The sequence below is a fragment of the Lacrimispora amygdalina genome, from assembly GCF_900205965.1.
Lineage (GTDB): Bacteria > Bacillota > Clostridia > Lachnospirales > Lachnospiraceae > Lacrimispora > Lacrimispora amygdalina_A.
In genome coordinates this window covers 1-18788 of sequence record NZ_OAOF01000040.1, presented here as the reverse complement: position 1 = coordinate 18788, position 18788 = coordinate 1, and the positions used below count along the sequence as shown (strand labels likewise).

Sequence of the window (18788 nt, the reverse complement as noted above, 5' to 3'; positions counted from 1 at the left end):
GCCGTAGCCGTATGCATTCTCCAATCCGTAAATGGGTTCAAGCCCAAGGTGATTGGATTTTCTGTTTACCTTTTCTGCCAGCTTTTTAAATTCACTGGGCTTGTTTTCAATGACGACTAACTCTAACTTCTCATTCCAGCAGTTCACCATCACTGCAGTATGACTTTCCTTATGCAGATCAATCCCCACATAAAGCCGATTTTCTCTTTTCTGCAATACTCTCCCTCCAGATCTTGTTTCCAACCGATCAGTTCCCGTACCGGCAACCTCAGATGACAGCGTTAACTCTTTTTGAGTCCGCAAGGGTTCGACAGCCTATCTACAACAAACCAATGGGTGAAAGGACAAGTTATTTCTTTTATTGGTTGTTGATGTTAACTCTGTATCGAATGGATTGCAAGTCATTTCTGGATTTATTTTGAGGAGAAAAAAACGACAGAAAAAAGAACAGAAATGAGGGCTACAGAAATGGTATTTTTACCCCCTGTAACCCCTGGCAGCCCCATTTTACCATAGAACCAGATTCCTGTAAATCCTATGGTTCACCATGAACCATGGGGGAGGTAGTTATCTTTAAACCAATGAAAGGCAGAATGGATGTCCCATTCCCTGCTAGCCCTGTATCGCAAAATATCGCCCCTGTATGACCTTTGAAACCGCTACTGGAACATGTATGCCATTCAGGCGATAAAAAGCCTTGTTGGGCAAATATAAAAAAGAAAGAATTTTTCCTTTTTCCTGATAAATGTTTGAATTGCTGTTGCCACCTGTTCTTCTTTCTGCTACTTTAAGAAAAAGTCGCATCTATGGCTGTTTTTTTATATGGCTTCAAGTCGCATACTTGCTGCTATTTAAAAATCTGGTTGAGGAATTTTTGCGCTCATTTCCTGCATTAAAACAGGGGTGAACCATGGGGGCGAAAATGATGCAGGTTAAAGGCAGGTGCACCTTACGGCGCTCCTGCCAGTTTACAGCAGTCGGCAATGCCGACTGCATAAGGATTTTAATCAAAGTCCTTCATTTTTATTAGGTGGCTGTCAATAAATTAAAAGTCACCTGTCAGGTGGTCGTACCTGAACTGGAACCAGCCGAATTTAAGATTTCTAAGGTGTCTGTATAGGTACACCACATAAATTATCATAAGCTAATTCTCACCAAGATTCACCGATTACCTTTTGAATTTCTTCTCTCTATTTTCACCTATAGACTCACCGATTTCTAGTAGTTTCTGGTATCGACTTTCTAAAACTTATCCGGTAATATAATCTGTCATTATAAAAATCTCCAAAATACAATAGCTAATAAACTTATTGTATTTTGGAGGTTATAAAACAAAATTATTCTATAATTTTTTGAAATGCTTCATCAATATTAATATTTATTAGTTTAATTTTTCCACAAGGAAATATATTACTTGCATAAATCAACATGACAGAATTCAACCAACAATCATTAACTGACAAAACGTACGCTCTTGCAATTAAGTCAAAATCATCTGATACGCAACTTGCAATTTCACTTGAATTAGATGCTTCATATGCCTTTAAGTACGACTCTTTTCTTATGTCATCAATTATTTGCTTATCTGCTCCAGAATATGATGAGTCCTCTATTTGATTAAAAACCCTCATCCATTCAGAATCAAATTCTGACTCGTCTCTCAAATCCAATAATTCATCAATATCCATTTTACTAAACATCTCACTGGATATAATCTTTCCTTCATTTATCTTTTTTAATAATAAAGTTAACATTTCACCACTTTCCTTTCTCAATATAATCCTTGTTTTTTTAGCCAATCCTGTACTAAATCGACAGCTTGATATGGTGTCACATCAGAGCCTAAATTATAAGTACCATCTGGAGATTTGACATCTACTTTAATATCATTCAAATCTTGATATGCATTTCGATATGCATTAAATAATTCATCATCCGTACCTATAAAATCTCCTTGTCTGGGTCCTACATAATTTCTTTCAGCATCATGCAATCTCCAATGATCATACCCTGGGTCGTTCCCTTTAGAAAAAAGAGTTGGTCTCGTTTTATCACTTCTAGCAACTTCAAACGGTCTGCCTTTTGATTTCCTAACGGCTGGAACATGATGCCCTGAATCTCCCACATTAATTCTCTTTACATCTTCTGTAGTTCCAATTGTAGAATTAGCATTTGACTTAGACTGTCCCGAACCCTCATTACTAACACTCTTCTTCGCTGGAGTCTTTTCCGGTTCCTTTGGACCTTCATCTTTACAATCATTATACCCGCTAGGATCATAATACATCACCGGATTGTTTGCGCAATACGCATACAGATTCAGCCCATCACCCCGGTACACATCTTCCTGCAGGAATCTTCCCACCACCGGATTATAAAACCTGGCTCTGAGATAATATTGTGCTGTCTCCTGATCATACTGCTGGCCCGTATACAATATCCGGTTTTGAATTTCCTCCGACTGGCTGCGGATAGCTCCAAAGGCATCATACGCATAGAAGTTCTCAACATTCCTCTGGCTGCCTGTTATATATGCAGTATTATTTCTCTCATCCAGATGATACGCATGGTATCCATCCTGTCCTTCCACTTCACTGGCTGCCACTCCATAGCCTGGAATATACCTGCTTATAGCATTCCATTCCTCATCTGCTTCTGCCTGCATCTCTCCATTATAGAAGATGAAACGGGATACCTTACCATTTACAGACTTTCCAGCTCTTAACTGCTCCCCGTCGTAGAAGTTCTCCAGCTTTAATTTATCTGATACTACTGCAGTCTGCTGACCAAACGGATTATAATGGTACCTCCTCTCCTCACCATCTCCGGCTTCTTCCAGAATATTTCCCTGATCATCATACCGGTATGTATAGTTTCGTCCAGATGCATTCCGCTCTATCAGCTGGTTTCTTCTATTATAGCAGTACGTCTCTTTCCCTGCAACGGAAGTCTTCTCCAACCGGTTTCCGCAGTGGTCATAGACATAATGAGCTGCGTCTCCATCATAAATCTCATCAGTCAGACGGTTCATAGAATCGTAGCGGTAATAGACAACGGTTTTTTGTGCACAGCTTTCTTCCACCATAACACAGACACCCTCTTTGGCGGTCCGGTTTCCATTGAGATCGTACTCATATCTGTAATCAAACAAAGGACTGCTATCTGATAAAAATGTTGCAAGGCGGCTGATGTTTCCATCTGTATCGTATTCATAAAGAGTCTTTATTCCGTTTAAATGGGTAATTGTCTCAAGCCTTCCGTCTTTCCGGTGACTGTATCGGACGATTTCTCTTCCATCATCGTCTTTGATACTGGTAAGCTTTCCTCTCCAGTCATATCCGTAATGCAGCCTTTTTCCGGTTACATCGGTCATGGTTTTTAAGCTTCCATCATTTCCGTAAGTACAGGATATTAAGGTTTTTCCGCAGGAATCCTTTTTCACCAGCTTTCCATCAGGACGATACTCATAGGTATAGCAGAAACCATCTGCGATTGCTTTTTTTCTCAATCCAAAAGAATCGTACTCCCAGCTTCTGGTTACTGAATTCTTTCCTTCCCGGTCGCACCCTGTTTCCAACACCGGATTTCCATCTACATTATAGACTGTCCTTACCTGATTCTGATTCCGGTCTATATGCAATATCTGCCGTCCTTCTCTGTCATAGCGGAATATTTCGCTGCGTCCATCCTGATCAATAATCTCACAGACTTTCCCCTGGCTGTTGTACCGATAGGTGATGACACCACCGTTTGGATCCGTTGTACTGGTGACGTTCCCCATGCTGTCATAGGTGTAACTTTCAATTCCGCCGTCTCCGTTGCTGACTTTCCTGATTCTTCCCCAGTTATCTGTATCGTATTTTGTCCGGTTGCCATTTCCATCAGCAACTCCAGTAATCCGCCCATTTGCATCATACGTATAAATCTGGGATGGCTTTCCTGCCTCTCTGCTCCTTAATGTTTCCAGTGCGGTTATCCTGCCATGAAATCCATATGTATAGGTACACTGATTTCCATCCGCAGTTCTTTTTATCTCCAGATTTCCATCCGCCAGATACTGGTTTTCTTCCAGAATGGTTCCTGCTCCGTCTGTGTGTGAGAGAATATTGCCGTAAAAGTCATAAGCATAGGATAAGTCATTTCTATACTCTTTTTCCTGTCCGTCTTCACTGTTTGGCAGAATTTCTTTTTCCAGACGGTCATTCTTGTCATATTCATATCTAAATACTGGCCCCAGACAATCTTTAACATCTGTAATCCGGTTCTTTAAATCATAATCATAAGAAAGTTCCCACAATTCACCGCCTTTTCCCTGACGGGCGATTCTAGTTATATTTCCTGCCCGGTCATAGGTTATGGTAACTGTCCGGTCGATTCCGTTTTGCTTATCAAGTGTTCGTTCTGCAATCAGACGGTCACAGGTATCATATTCCCGAATGAACTCATATCCCTCTGGTGTTTGTATTCTGGTCCTGTTTCCATTTTCATCATAATTATAGCTGGTAATCGCATACTTTGCCTCCCCTTTGACCGGAGTCAGTCCGCTGTTCAGCTGTTCCTTTATCTCCGAAAGTCTGCCTGCTTTATCATAATTATAACGAATGATCTGATGTACATCTTTTGAGACTGCCTTCTCTTCATAGATCTTTTTACCCTGTACATCATACCGGTAAATGATATCAGCTCCATGCCCATCTTTTACCTGGATCAGCCGGTCTCTCTTATCATAAGTAAAACTCAGCTTCAGACCCGGGCCAGCCTCCTCAATCAGTTGTCCGTCTGAGCTCCAGTATCCTCCATGACGCTGCTCCTCTACTTTGTTACCATTTGCATCATAGAGATAAGTAGTTCTCTGGTAAAGAACTTCACCTTCCTTTTTTTCTACTGGCTGCATTACCTGGCGTAACTGATTTCTTCTGTCATAACTATATGTGACAGTTCTGCCCATAGCATCGGTCTTTTTAATCAGATTACCGGAAATGTCATAACTATATTCTGCCTGCAGGATGCCATCCGGACCGGTTACTGTCTCCAGCCGTCCTTCGACTCCATAAGTATACATCCAGCCTGCTCCGTCATCGGTCTGTGCATCATAATCCTCCGGCATAACATGCTTAATCCTGTTTCCTGCAGCATCATAGAACAGCCTTTCACACCCTCCGTCCGGATAATGTATCCGAATCTGGTTTCCGTCACTGTCATAATCAAAGGAAACACCGGCTCCGTCATCTGTATTCGTATCGTAAGCATTGGGATGAATTTCCTTTAATACTTTTCCTTCCCCATCCAGAATCTGCCTGCTGTGGCTTCCATCTGGAGAAATGCGGTCTGTCAGCCGGTCAAGGAAATCATACTTGTATGTATACTCGCCTTTTCTCTCTTTCCAGGCTTTTGGAGGGTACATGGCCATCAGTCTTCCCATTCCATCATAGAGATAACGGGATTCATTTCCTTCTCCATCTTTTATCATAGTCCGGAAGTTATTTGCATTATAGCCATATTCTTTTCTGCTGCATTCACTCTCTTCCACCATCAGACGTCCCATGCAGTCATATTTGTACCGAACCTCTTCTCCGTCAGGATAAGTGATTACATCCGGTTTCCCGGAATTTTCCTGATAATGATATACTGTAGTATTTCCAATCGGATCTGTCTCTTCTAAAAGCCTGCCTTTCCGGTCATAGTAATAACTGTGAGTAAACCAGATTCCCTCTTCTGCCTCTTCCTTTTTTTCAATCAGATTGTGATTTCCATCATACACATAACAAAATCTTCTGCCTGTATTGTCTGTTTTCTCTTCCAGATCATCACTCTGATTATAGTGATAAACCGCAGCAAGACCGCCTGCCAGTTTTTCTTCTGCCAGCCTTCCCTTTGAATCATAGCTCCATTCTTTTCTGCAGCCTGATCTGTCCGTAACACTGGAGCGGTATCCCTTTTTATCATATTCATAGAAGACCCCGGTTCCATCTTCATAATGTACGGCCAATATCTCCATATTTTTCCCATACTTATAAAGAACTGTTTTATTATCAACACTGCTAAATGCCCTGACACTCCGTTCCTCATCCAGATATTCTAACCGGTAAACATCTCCATTTGCCAGTGTCTGAAGTACCGCCCGTCCACTACTGTCATACTGATTCTCCAGATATGCCACTTTTGTCTGGTCAACGGCTTTGGTCAGAGATCCATTTTCATCATACTCGTAGTGAGTAATTCCCTGATCCATGTGGACAATGTCAGTTAAAAGTCCTCTCTCATATCTGTACTGCATGGTTCTTCCCATATTGTCAGATATCTGAATTAAATGTCCGTCTTTCATGATAAGACTTAAATGGTATCCCAGTGAAGTGGTAATTCCTTCAAGAACCTCTCCCCTGTATGTGAAGCTTAGGGTTTGTCCATTCCGGTCTCTGATTGACAGCAAAAATCCCTGGGCACTGTATATATATGTACGGTGTTCTTTTCTGTCAACCAAACTCCAGCCATCATTTTCTTTAACGAGATCAAACCAGCCGCACCCATAAGAGATATTCTCAGCCTTTTCTCCATCCCACTCAAAGGTCAGATGATGGCCGGTATCCAAAACAACATGACGTTTGGATCCATCCTGATAAAGTCTTCCCTCATAAGGGAATCTCCAGCCCATTCCCATAATTCCCGGCTGCTTATTTGTAGAATAATATCTCCTGGTTATTTTTATGGACTCCCGTATATCAGGCAGAATAAAGTCGGTTGCCATAATTAAAAATGCTCCAGATACAGCGTCAATCGGCTCCCCTAACAGCTGAGCCAGACCGCTGGTAACAAAGTTCTCCTGCAGGGACCTCAATACATTCACATCTCTGTCCGGGAGCATAAAATCGCGAGTGACATCCATTGCCGTACCAGATAACGTTCCCACTCCTGCTCCCACCAGTTTACTAACCAGCCTGGAATCGGTTTTTAATGCTCCCTGCACCTTTCCAATCAGCTTTGTCTGGGCAACTCCCTTAAACATACCGAACATAAAGTTGCCAGCTGAATTCTTTATACTAACCTTTCCTGTTGTTTCATATTCCTGTATCATGCCAAAGAACAGGGATCCTGCTCCCTGGACGAATGTATTGGCTACCTGGGATTTTGAACACAGGATTTTGCTTAGTTTCCCTGCAGAGGCCGCATTTTTTAGCGCCTTTCCAGTAACTACATCAAATACTACATCTGTAATTCCGGATGCAAGATTATACGCTGCCTCATTCCCCTGAAATACAGTATCCCTTATAAAATTTGCCGGCCGCGAGGCATCAAGTGCGTTTACTTTGCTGTAACCATCAAGTCCTTCCGCTATATCAGCAACTGCAAAAGCGGTCTTTGCACCAGCGACCGCAATTAACAGCGGACCTGCAGCTCCTCCTGTGGCAACGGTCAGTGCAACCGCACCTACTACGGTGGCGATGCTCAGTATACCATTTAAAACCTTCTGTTTACTTTCCTGCTTTCTGGCTGCAAGAGCAGATGCCAGCTGATTGTTATTTTCTTCACGGGCTGCACTGTCCCCACTTGTCAAGTCTGCTTCAAGTTCTCCGGCAGACGGTGAAGCCGCCGAATGTGTTTCTGCTTTGTGGGTGACAAGAGCTGATTTGATATCCACTTTATCCTCCAGGGTAATGATATCATCTCCACTGTCACCGATCTGCAGCACCACTTTATTCTCACCGGATATCATCAGCTTCTGAACCGGGGTTTCTCCTCCAGCCATTAAGCCTTTCTGAGTTTTTATATTGATGTTTTTCCCTGTGAGAGATACAAATCCGGATTTATTTAAATTGAGAACAATGGAACCGCTGGAATCCGGGGCATAGTTTAGGGAGTCCGGTGTCAGATTCATTGCACTGCCGCTGGGATCTGAAAAATTCTTATTATCCGGCTTCTTACTTCCTCCGCCACCGCTTCCGCTGCCAATTGCATGGACTGCAACAGCGCTCTGCTCATCATGCTCAGGAAAATAAATATGTACTCTGCTTCCAACTTCCGGCATACAATAAAAGCTGCTGCTTTCAATTGCATAGGTAAAGTACTTCATCTGAGCCGAGGGTTCATAACGTTTATCTATATCAAAATGGACCCTGATCTGGTTTCCTCCCCGTTCCTTTACTGTAGCGGGTATGCTCATGCCGTATATTCTTGGATTCTGCTCTTTTTCTCTCCGAATGCCTTCTTTCCTGGAAAGAGTATAATGATAAACCAGTTCTCCCTTACCAGTAGAAATATTCATGGCCGTAACAACTGCTGCTATTTTGTTAAAGGAGACCGCTTCACCCATACGCAGATATTTACGGGTGCAAATATTCCAGTGCGAAGCTTCCTGGGACAAAATGCCTGATGGTTCCAGTACTTTAGCAAAATGGTTCATATCTTTTTCCAGTACATAATCTTCTTTTGCCAGTTCTGCTCCAAAGTTCATTTCGGGAACTCCAAAATACACTTTTCCCATTGAAGAAGAGGCATCTGCCAGCAGGCTGGAACCAAAATGGCTTGCCAGCCTTCTTAAGAATACCCAGTCACTTTCTTCATACTGCAATAGCATTTCAGGTATCTTAGCATCTTTTGTAATTTCATCTTTGATATCAAACTGTCCATAATCAGCAAGCACCTTTCTTGCCACATCCATATATGTCATGCCGCCGTCAAGGAAACTTCTGCTCTTATCAGTCCGCTCCCAGTCCTTTGTATATGAGTATGCTTCCAGATACACATAGGATAAGCCTTTCTCTGTTTTTATATAGACGGTTTCAATCTTCCCCTGAAAAATTACCTGACCGCCGGTACGTTCCATTTCACGCACAATAACCGGCTGAACAGTTGCCATATTTACATAATCTTCCGGATTCTCTCCGTCTGTCAATAGCTTCAGGGAAAGAAATTCATGATCATTTAAACTGTGTGTCAGCTGAAACAGCTCAACCTGGATGACACCGTCAAGAGACAGTTCAATCTCCAGTTCTTTGTATTTCATTTTCATATGTCAATTCCCCCTTTAATATGAAGCAGAGGTATGTCGCTTCATCTTGTATCTTTTAAATTTGTCATCTGTTCCATCACCTTTTAGCTCTTCCTGTTAAATTTTCTTATTTTTGTATAGCCACTTTAAGATTATTTCTCAAACGTAAAGGTTTTATCAATTCTTTTACATTCTTTCATTTTCTGCACTGCTTTTTCTGCGTTCTCACCATGAGCCTTTGCCCATGTTTTAACTACAATATCGTATAGAAAATAATCCTGATATTCCCTGATATCTTTTTCTTCAAGATGAAATCGGTTTAAAAATTCAGTTATGGTTTGTGAGTCGTAATAATGCTCTCCTAATTCTTGATCTTCTTTCCTGTAGGATATGTGAATAGGTTCCATAATCATGACTTTATTTTTATAATCGTAACTCATATGAATAATCAGCAATGTACATGCATCTAATCTAACATTACTCTTAATCATAACCTTGCCTCCGATGGCAGGAAAAAACAACTCACTCTCACAATCACTTCTCAAAAATTCCTGCTTATATGGAATTGATAAACCTCCAAAATTTTCATAGTCAGACAAATCTTCATAGGAAACTCCTTTTATCTCCGGAACCTTATTAAATGCTTTTAAGTCCATTCTCTTATTGGCTGTGTATATTTCATTCATAACATTTACCTCCTTAAAAAAATAATAAAAGCTGCCTACTATTAAAGTTGTAAATAATACACAACTATATATCACAAGTCTTTTCTTTTTAATCGACATAAAAACCCTCTCTTTTTTTATAATTATAAATTTAAAGAACTTCATATTCTGTAAATTTCAGATCCATAAAATGTAAAATTAAGAAATTAGCATTGTTATTCCTTCATCATTTTATTGATATTTTTTTAATCTGTTCAGGAAATCATAGGTATCATTATATATTGTATTATTCTCTAAATCTTTATAATTTTTTTCACCATCCTTGTTCGCATCTTTAATGGATATCCGTTTGAAAATTTCTTGCTCTATATCCTCATAAGAATTATTTGAAAGAAACTCTTTTGTACGATATCTATCGGGGTCATCCAAAGATAATTCTTTATAATATTGATCCATGGAATTTATTAAATCTCCTCCTGAATTAACTCTGGATGCTATATTTACTGAATCCAGATCAGCTATATAATCATCCTCGCCGAAAGAAACGCTGTTATTATCACCTGTATAAACCGCATCACCAAGCCAGCCTGTTATATCCTTACGTTCATCTTTGTTTTTCCATGATAAAGCATCAGCACCTAAATTTTTCCAGGAATTATCCACTTTATGTTTATTATCATTTAGATTAGAAGAGATAGTATACATCATATGAGAATAATCACCTTTATTTCCATAATCACTATACATATTTTTATAGTAAGTCATATATTCACTATCTGAAAAAGTTTCACCAATTCCTTTTTCCATATTACTCTTCCACTCATTAAATTTATCTACATCAACACTATGCAACTTTTTTAAAGCATCATAATTGAACTTTTCCGGATCACTACTCATAAAATGTTGTAAACGTACCATTTGTCTTAAATATTTATAATCATCTTCCTTCACTCCCAATTCATTGCAAAAATACTCTTTCTCCTTATCATATTCATATGCCCAACCTGCTCCTTTTCTCCATGCATGGGTCTCAATATTCATTCCAATTATATTTACCGGCTTACTGTTATAATCTCCCAATTGACTTATGGCTCTTGAAAAGAACCAGTCTCTCTCTATTTGTGGCAGATCTTTGTATTTGTCCTGTATTTTGTCATATATGTCCGCCATAATTTTTGTACTTTTTTCATCGAATCCAAACTGTTCCGATAAAACTGCCATCTTTTCAGCTGAACTCTTTTTATTATCAGATGATGGAACTACACCACTCCCTGCCTCCGGCTGCCCGGACTCTATAATCTCAATCTCGCCTCCGTATATGCAGTACAGTTTTGCCCCGCCCATTAATGGCCGGTCGCCGTCCGTTTCCACTCCATCCTGCCCGTAATCCCACTCCTGGGCTATGATGTGGGGGGTACAGACGCCTAATACCTGGGGAACGCCTTCTGCAGGCGCAGCTTCTTCCTTTTCTTTTTTCTTTTTTCCTCCGGTAAAAAATCCCATAACTTTATCAAGGAATGTATCCGGACTTAATTCCTTTACTTTATCCTGAACTTTTTTTGCTTCTTCCTGCGTGCTTGGATTTTCCATGCTGTAGCATCCTCCAAAGCAGATCACATGATATTCTCCCTTACAATCCTTGACCGTCATTTGAGCCTGCTTTTTCAAAAACACTCCGTGTGTTTCATGAAGAACCACTCTGCTTTGCCTCATTCCCATGCTGCATTGGGTACAGGCACCATGAACCACATAGGTATCCGTTAATTCTGCCATGCTTCCACCTCCACTTCCTTAAATACAATACCGATTATATTTCTGCGAAGCAGACTTTCCACAACTTCCAGGCTGACAAGCGGATTTGGGAAACGCTTGTCATTCAGCAGAAATACCTTATGTTCTCCTATCTTTACCGGATCCAGAACCAGACGTTTGATACTTCCGTTCGTATAGAATTCAGTTTTCTCCGAAAACATATCCAATCGTTCCAGCAGAAGGTGATGGTAAACCATTATGGTCTCCCGCTCCTTGCTGGCAATTGTAACCGTCTTAAAAACCATATCATCTTCATACATGTCAAGTACCGCCTTGACTTTATCCGAAACTAAGGAAACCGGACTCTGGATAAAATCCGGCGCCGTCTCACCGCTGTCTTTCGTCAGATACATCATATTTGATTCCGATATTTCCCCTGCATTCTCTTTATAAAAAATGTGTCTTGGACCGCAGATATCAAAATCACGGAACTGTATTACATCTGGCAGCCGTTTATCCTGTTCCATTGTGAAAAATCTCATTCCATTTCCCTCCTGTCTACAAAAATAACCTGCAGCTGCTGTGGATCCAGATGCAGAAACGGGATATCCTTCTCCTGGAAAACGGCATTTTCTACATCGGCCCCTGTGAAATCATTTTCTTCCCAGGTACAATTAGAAAAATCAGACTGCCGCATATTAGCATTGCAGAAGCTGCATCTTTTGATACTGCAGTTTCTGAACTGTACCCCTGTTAAGTCAGCTCCGTCAAAACAAAGACCGGTTAAATCACAATTCTCAAACTGGCTGAACAAAAGAAGCTTATTGCTGCAATCCGAATCCTTTAAATCAGCCTCGTACCAGAACTTGTTTATCATGACCTCTTCCTGCTCTTTTGAAAGGCGCAGGCATCTGTCCCAATCCTTCTGTTCCTTTTTTTCTCTGTCAGCAAAAGCTACAAGCTCGCTTTCATCCCGGTACTCACCCCAATAGATTCCCCATGTGGAGTGCTTTGGAATCTGTGCAAAGTACTCATTCTCTTCCATATCCCGAAACATATAATGCAGCTGGAGAGAGAGTATCTGGTTCCACTCCATAACACAATCCTGAATCATATTTACCACGTCATAGGAGTTGACCTTTCCCATGTATTTCCTTCTGTCAAGCTCCAGCTTTTCCTTAAGTTCCTTCACCGGTTCAAATAAATAATCAATGGAAAATGTTGTTTCAGCGGCATCCTCATCCATATGCCAGTTTGCGTCCATGGCACGCACCAATACCTGATAATGATCATTCAGCATATCTGACCGAAGAAGAGAAAAATAAATAAACATGATTTTTTCTTTCTTTTTCTTTACTATCTCTTTCCTGAGAACGGAAAGTACTTGTCTGACTGAAACAGAAAATTCTTCCGCCTTTTCCTCCAAACCAACGATAAACTGTTCTTTTTTCTCCTCAAATAAACAGAGTTCCTCATCCTGAAATGCTGACAATGCTTCCTGTCTGGTCATACAAACCTCCTAATTCACCTTTACCTCGGTTCCCTGAATATACACATTTCCATCCTCAGGCATCTGGACCATTCCTCCCTTAGAACAGGTGATCACTGCCTGTTCCAGTGCCTGCAGACTCACTGCTTCTTCTGCTGTGATATCCAGATTCTCCGCTGCTTCTATGTTAATGGTTCCTTTTGCACTTAATGTGATATCTCCGCCCTTCCCAATCTTTACAGAGGAAGCTCCTTTACTGCTGGATAAATAGATCCCATCTGCTCCCAGCTTCATTTCCTGTCCATGGGGATTGCTTAAGTACTTACTGGAAGAATCCCCCATACGGTCAGGTACTCCCCCGCTTTTCCCGTCATAAGAGCTTACCGCACTGACAGCAATCACATCTTTGGTATATTTTGACGCGAAATAAACGCGGATTTTATCACCTTTTTCCGGCATGTAATACCAACCGCTTCCATCCGGGGATGCGGAAAGGGTGGAAAACGGAAACCAGTATTGATCTCCAGCCCCCGCACTGCCGTCAATATCCAGATGAACCTTTATTTTGGTGCCTGAGACGGCAAGAACGGTTCCCTCAAGGGCCGTTCCAATGATATGCATGGGATATTTTGTTCTGGCAAGGATGCCCGTTTTTTTCTGGAGCTCCATACGGCACAGCAGCATTCCTCTTTCTAACTGGCAGGAATATTGCCGTATAACAAATGTCCGTCCTTTATCCTCCACCTGTTCAAAGAGCTCGGGTAAATGTTCTGATTCAATCTGCATAATGAGAAAATCATTATCATTCACTGCTTTTCCCCGCAATGTCCAGTCACTGTATTCTCCCATTTCCTTGGAAAATCCAGTTTTTTCATAACTCCACTTTCCCCATGGAATATCCGGAACACCACCGTACAAGGTAATTGTTTCCGACTGACATCTGCATGCGAGAACTGCATTCAACATGGAAAGCATTCGCTTTAGGAACTCCCAGTCTGTCTCCTGATACTGGACTGCGATCTCTCCAATGGGTTTATCTTCTATGGAAAGTCTGATATCACTGCCTGGATATTCAGAGAGGACTGTCTGGAAAAGCTGTCCGTAGGTCATGTTTACATCCTGAAACGATCTGGAACGTCTTATCTGATCCATAAGGATACTTCTGCTTCGTGCTTTTGCCGTAATTTTGACCATATTACCTTCCGAAGAAGTGGTCACTTCAGTCAGGACACCGGAAAATACAGGCTTTCCCTTTTCTGCATAGACAGTCACAGAATCATTTTCCGTGAGTCCAAACAGCGTCTCTTCTCCTTTTGCCTCCTGCAGATAACCGGAAAGTCTCATACTACCATGCTCCCCTGGAGTGCAGCTGATGTGAAGTTCTGTCAAATCCTCCACTGGAATTCCTTTTATTACAATCTGTTCCGCTGTATATGCCATACAATCACCTCCTAATTCTCAAAAATCTCATTGCCGTGAAATGCTACTGTTCCCTTTTTTATCTCAATGTCTCCCCCTGCCTGATTCACTATCTTTATGGAATCCTGAGATTTGATAGTTAAATCTTTTTTGGCAGAAAGATTTAAATTTTCCACTGCTGAAATAGTAAGATCTTTGATTGCATTTAAGACCACTTCTCCATCTTTTTTCAGAAGAATGCTGCCCTGTCCATCCCCCGCCGCAATCAGGACTCCCTCCGGGGTCATCTGTACCTGGTTCCCCTGAGCAGTTTTAATGTTCCTCTGGTTTGGATTTTCCGCAGAACCGGAAGCACCGCCGGCTTCTGGTTTGCTCCCCTTCACATTTGTCACTACATAGGCCTCTTTCTCATCATCTACCGGAAAATAAACCCGTACACTCTCCCCATTTTCAGGCATACAGTACCAGCCGCTTCCGTCTGATGAAGCTGCAACAGTGGAAAATGGAAACCAGTACTTCTCACCTGTTCCCGCTTCTATCTCCATATTTACCTGAACCTGATTTCGTTTTATTGCAGCAATTTTGCCTTCAATAGAAATTCCTGTAATTCTTTTATTAAAATAAGGCAGAATCTTCATGCTTTCCCTCTGCCTCAGCCGGTATCTGTTAATTAGCAGACCGTCCTGCAGGCTGCGCATGGCAGTTTCCACAAACCAGGGGGTTCCCTTATAGGTAATCTGGCTCCCGATTGATACGATGTCATAGGATACTAGTTCATAAACAGTGTTTTGAGATCTTGTTAAATCACCAAGTCCGTTTACTTTTAAATCATTCAGCCTGATGAAGTCCTGTGACAATTGATAAGGAAGCTCATCCCAATACTGCTTTTCCGGTTTGGGAGATAATCCCGCTTCAAATCGAATGTTAGGAAATGCAGGGTCAGGATAAAGAGCATCATTATATTTGGAAAGAAAACGTTTTAAGAACTCCCAGTCTGTCTCTTCGTACTGGACTACCAATTGCCCGATGGGGACATCCGGAATATGTACCATGTGGTCGGAGCCTACATAGGATTTCATGATCTCTGATACAAGCCCGGTCACACTCATCTGCGGATTTTGAAATATCCGTTTCCGCCGTGTTACATCCATCTGATGCGTTCCATCCCATGCCTCAATGGTAAGTATCTTTTCTCCCCCATCTCTGGATAAGGAAACCTTGTCCAGAATTCCGTAGAAAAGCACATGATCTTTTCCATCTTTTTTATAAACCAGGGACACCGAAGTGCTGATTCCATGAAGATCATTATCATCCATCTCACTGTCCACAACTGCTTCCGCATATAGAAAGGCATGCTCTCCCGGTTTTTCCCTGATATCAATCGTTCGGAAATATGCAAGTCCCTGTACTCCTAAAAAAAGATCTTTGTAGGTAACCGCTTCCTGTCCACTCCGTATCTGTGCCGTGTTACTGTTTCCCATCTCAATCCCCCCTTATTTTGCAGAAAACAGATTATTTAAAGTTATTACCATTGCTTCCAGAAACACTCCATACGTATCCTCATCCTGTTTTCTGCAGTTGTAATTTCCGGTAAACTGCTGCCCAGTTCCCTTCAGCCGGAATATAATGTTATAAAGCCTGTCTTTGCCGGATGGCACATCAAAACAGATATAGTCTACAAAATCCAGTTCCTCTGTCTTCACAATTTTCGCGTGCAGCCGGTTGGCAGCCATTCCGTTTACCAGAAGATTTGCCCACTGCTTCATGGATACCGGTTTGATGGGTTCCTTTGGCCAGGAAAGAATCTGGCTGACCTCATTGGTATGACTGACATATATGACTCCTTCCGCCTCCTCCTGGGATGCTTCAAAAAAATTCCGGAAGGTAACAACAGGGATCTGGCTGTCAGTAAAGGTTCTGGTTTCAAACTCAAATAGCTCTCCGCTTTCCAGTCTGAACTCTCCTGTTCGGATGCCTTCCATTGCTTCCTCTAATGTTAATTTTTTTACCGGCTCCTTTCGGGCATTCTCTTTCTGTTCTGCCAGAAGTTTTTCCTCTTTCTCCTGCTGTCTTCTTTCCCGTTCCAATAATGCAATCTTTTCATCTAATCTCATCGGTACATCTCCTTTCTGTTAAATGCAATCTAAATTCATAACGATAGACAGTCCCTTCTAAGTTTGCCGTTTGTAATAATAGTTCTTATTTAAAGGCAAAAGCTTTCTGTTCTTTAAGATTCATCCCCTTTCTCTTGAAAATCCAATCTTATCAACCACTATGACGGTTACAAATATCTTGCTTTTTTAATTTACTATTTTACTTTTGTATCCATTCCATTTTGTACAGCATAATATATAATGTGACACATTTCAACATAAGTGCTAAAATTATACACGTTAGATTCCAAAATTCGCACATGTCCAATTTTTAAGTAGATATAATTAGATTACATGCAACAAAAAAACACAACCAACTTGAGGCTGTGCTAAATCCACCGATTTTAGTGATTTCTGATATCGACTTCCTGAAGGACTCCTTTACAAACCAATATGCTTTGGAAGAAATTTTTTTATCAGCATGAATTCATAGATAGTTGAAAGTTATAAAATATATTACAAAATTATAACTTTACAAAAAAGCTTAGAACACAACCAGAAATAGTCATGTTCTAAAATCTTGAATGTTTAGATTAGATAGAAAAATTACGGAGTCATAAGCGACTCCGTAAAATCCCAATAAATTTTTATTGCTTATCAGAAATATATTCATCTATGATTTTTTGTGAATAGCTTCCTTCTTTAGGCATAAATCCAAATGTTTTATATGCCCAAATAAGTTCACGTTTTACTTGCCCACCGTCATCTTCGTTTATAATATCATACAAATAATCAATATTAAATTTTCCAGTGTTGTCTAACGATAAACTTACTTGATGCCAAAGTTCCTGCCTGTTTTTTTGAAAGCATTCATATAACTCTAGTAACAATTCATTTACTTCGCTAAGTAAATCTTCATAAATTTCTTCTGATACAACATATCTTTCCGGAATACTATGCGATTTTACAATTTCATTATCATCTGCACTCTCAAAATAAAATACTGATGACCAACTAGATTTATTATTACCACTTCACCTAAATAATACAATTTGTTCCATTTTGTAGGTATCATGGATACTATTTTGTTGGCTAATTTACTATAAATATCTGCAAACTGTTTTTCCATATATTTATTCTCCTATGGATTTTTAATTGATTTTGGAAATTTTTCTTCATCAATTTTCATATCCTTCAAGTCGCACAATCGCAACCATTTACAAATTCCTTAACTGGAAGATTCTCGCCCCATTTTGCTCCAAAAGCAGGGATAAACCATGGGGTTGGAATGATGCTGGTTAAATAGCCGGGGTCAAAAACTTCCCCGACTCGGTTAACATTAGCCCGCAATGCGGACTGAGAGGACTTTTTCAATGGGGTCGGTTTTTGGACATTGGAGTCGTAACCGGGGTCACACTTGTAGAATAGGCATATTTGAACGAAAGACTTACGGGGTTATAGACGACTTCTGCAAAAGAACCTAAAAGCTAATTAATAAAATCTCTTTTATTCATTATGCTTATAAAAGCAATTTAAGTAATTCTCTTGCCAGCTCTCGACATTGTTTCCATTCATTTGATCTGGTAAGCGCTTCATCTGTCCATAATTCTTTGTTATTAGACATTTGATCAAGCCTTTTGTCAATTTTATTAACAAGGTTAATCTGTTCAGCTGATAACCATTCGTTTTTAAATAATTTAAAAGCATATGGCTTAGCAATATCACTAAAATCTGATGCTATTTCGTCTGCTACTGCAAATCCTTTAAGGTTGTCAATTTGCTCTGATGCTTCCAGAGAAATTTGTTTAACATTTTCAATTAGTCTATCATAAAATAACATCAATTCCTCAGTCTCTACATTATTGTTCATTAATTAACCCCCTCACCATTTATGTAATAAAGTACTGTCCCAACTTAACTGAATATATTCATCTTCATAATGCATACTAAATCCTCCACCTTGCTCAAATGGAATTCCAGCCTTACCACCTTTTCCCAATGGTCCTACAGACCCTCCTTCACCTTTAGCCATTTCAGCAAGCTGATTCGGTGTTAGCCTAGTTACATTACTTGCATATCAAGAACATCACCCTTTGAATTTGCTGCTGTGTTCCAAGTAACATTTTCCTTACCATACTTTGACTTGAAATCTGCATTCCACTTATCTCCAGACATAGGATTTTCTGCTTCAAAATTTGTTTTTTTATTACCCGTCCCCTCAGGTGGAGTACTGAGGTATCCGACGAACGGTAAAAATTCATATTGGATTAAAAAAATTGAACAAAATCGCTATCGCGATGGCTGTTCAAAATTCCTTTTATTCTCCACCCACCTCAAAAATAAATATGGCAGATTTTGAATTTTTCGTGTATTGTTAAGCTACC

The 18788-nt window shown here is 40.4% G+C and carries 12 protein-coding genes and 1 pseudogene; all 13 read right to left on the bottom strand.

Annotated features, from left to right (window positions below; genetic code table 11):
• Nucleotides 1-216, bottom strand: a pseudogene (locus CRO04_RS24735) (IS110 family transposase); the annotation flags it as partial.
• A 1121-nt stretch (nt 217-1337) separates the two neighbouring features.
• Nucleotides 1338-1754: a hypothetical protein gene (locus CRO04_RS24725; protein WP_097006917.1), complete on the bottom strand. Its 417-nt coding sequence runs from the start codon at nt 1752-1754 to the stop codon at nt 1338-1340.
• A 17-nt stretch (nt 1755-1771) separates the two neighbouring features.
• Entirely contained in the window at nt 1772-9007 is a 7236-nt protein-coding gene (locus CRO04_RS24720; RefSeq protein WP_097006916.1) for an RHS repeat-associated core domain-containing protein, read from the bottom strand.
• A gap of 131 nt (nt 9008-9138) precedes the next feature.
• A complete protein-coding gene (locus CRO04_RS24715; RefSeq protein ID WP_166432673.1) occupies nt 9139-9771 on the bottom strand; it encodes a TipC family immunity protein in 633 nt (210 codons plus the stop codon).
• A 111-nt stretch (nt 9772-9882) separates the two neighbouring features.
• Nucleotides 9883-11424, bottom strand: a complete 1542-nt coding sequence (locus CRO04_RS24710; protein WP_097006914.1) for a DUF4280 domain-containing protein — start codon at nt 11422-11424, stop codon at nt 9883-9885.
• Nucleotides 11412-11945 carry a hypothetical protein gene (locus tag CRO04_RS24705; protein ID WP_097006913.1) on the bottom strand — a complete coding sequence of 178 codons (534 nt, stop codon included), beginning with the start codon at nt 11943-11945 and terminating at the stop codon, nt 11412-11414. Before CRO04_RS24705 ends, CRO04_RS24710 begins: the two co-directional genes overlap by 13 nt.
• The gene (locus CRO04_RS24700; protein ID WP_097006912.1) at nt 11942-12913 is read right to left on the bottom strand and encodes a pentapeptide repeat-containing protein; all 972 of its coding nucleotides are present in this window, start codon (nt 12911-12913) and stop codon (nt 11942-11944) included. Before CRO04_RS24700 ends, CRO04_RS24705 begins: the two co-directional genes overlap by 4 nt.
• Nucleotides 12914-12922: 9 nt before the next feature.
• Complete coding sequence (locus tag CRO04_RS24695; RefSeq protein ID WP_097006911.1) at nt 12923-14332, bottom strand: contractile injection system protein, VgrG/Pvc8 family; 1410 nt, start codon at nt 14330-14332, stop codon at nt 12923-12925.
• An 11-nt stretch (nt 14333-14343) separates the two neighbouring features.
• On the bottom strand, nt 14344-15792 hold the full coding sequence (locus CRO04_RS24690; RefSeq protein ID WP_097006910.1) for a contractile injection system protein, VgrG/Pvc8 family: 1449 nt from the start codon (nt 15790-15792) through the stop codon (nt 14344-14346).
• A 12-nt stretch (nt 15793-15804) separates the two neighbouring features.
• Nucleotides 15805-16425 carry a hypothetical protein gene (locus tag CRO04_RS24685; RefSeq protein ID WP_097006909.1) on the bottom strand — a complete coding sequence of 207 codons (621 nt, stop codon included), beginning with the start codon at nt 16423-16425 and terminating at the stop codon, nt 15805-15807.
• 626 nt (nt 16426-17051) lie between these two features.
• Nucleotides 17052-17375: an immunity protein YezG family protein gene (locus tag CRO04_RS24680; RefSeq protein WP_420323218.1), complete on the bottom strand. Its 324-nt coding sequence runs from the start codon at nt 17373-17375 to the stop codon at nt 17052-17054.
• Nucleotides 17369-17533, bottom strand: a complete 165-nt coding sequence (locus CRO04_RS27525) for an immunity protein YezG family protein (RefSeq protein WP_207654520.1) — start codon at nt 17531-17533, stop codon at nt 17369-17371. The genes CRO04_RS24680 and CRO04_RS27525 overlap by 7 nt, the downstream gene beginning before the upstream one ends.
• A gap of 390 nt (nt 17534-17923) precedes the next feature.
• On the bottom strand, nt 17924-18274 hold the full coding sequence (locus CRO04_RS24675) for a hypothetical protein (RefSeq protein WP_207654519.1): 351 nt from the start codon (nt 18272-18274) through the stop codon (nt 17924-17926).
• Between the last annotated feature and the right edge of the window lie 514 nt (nt 18275-18788).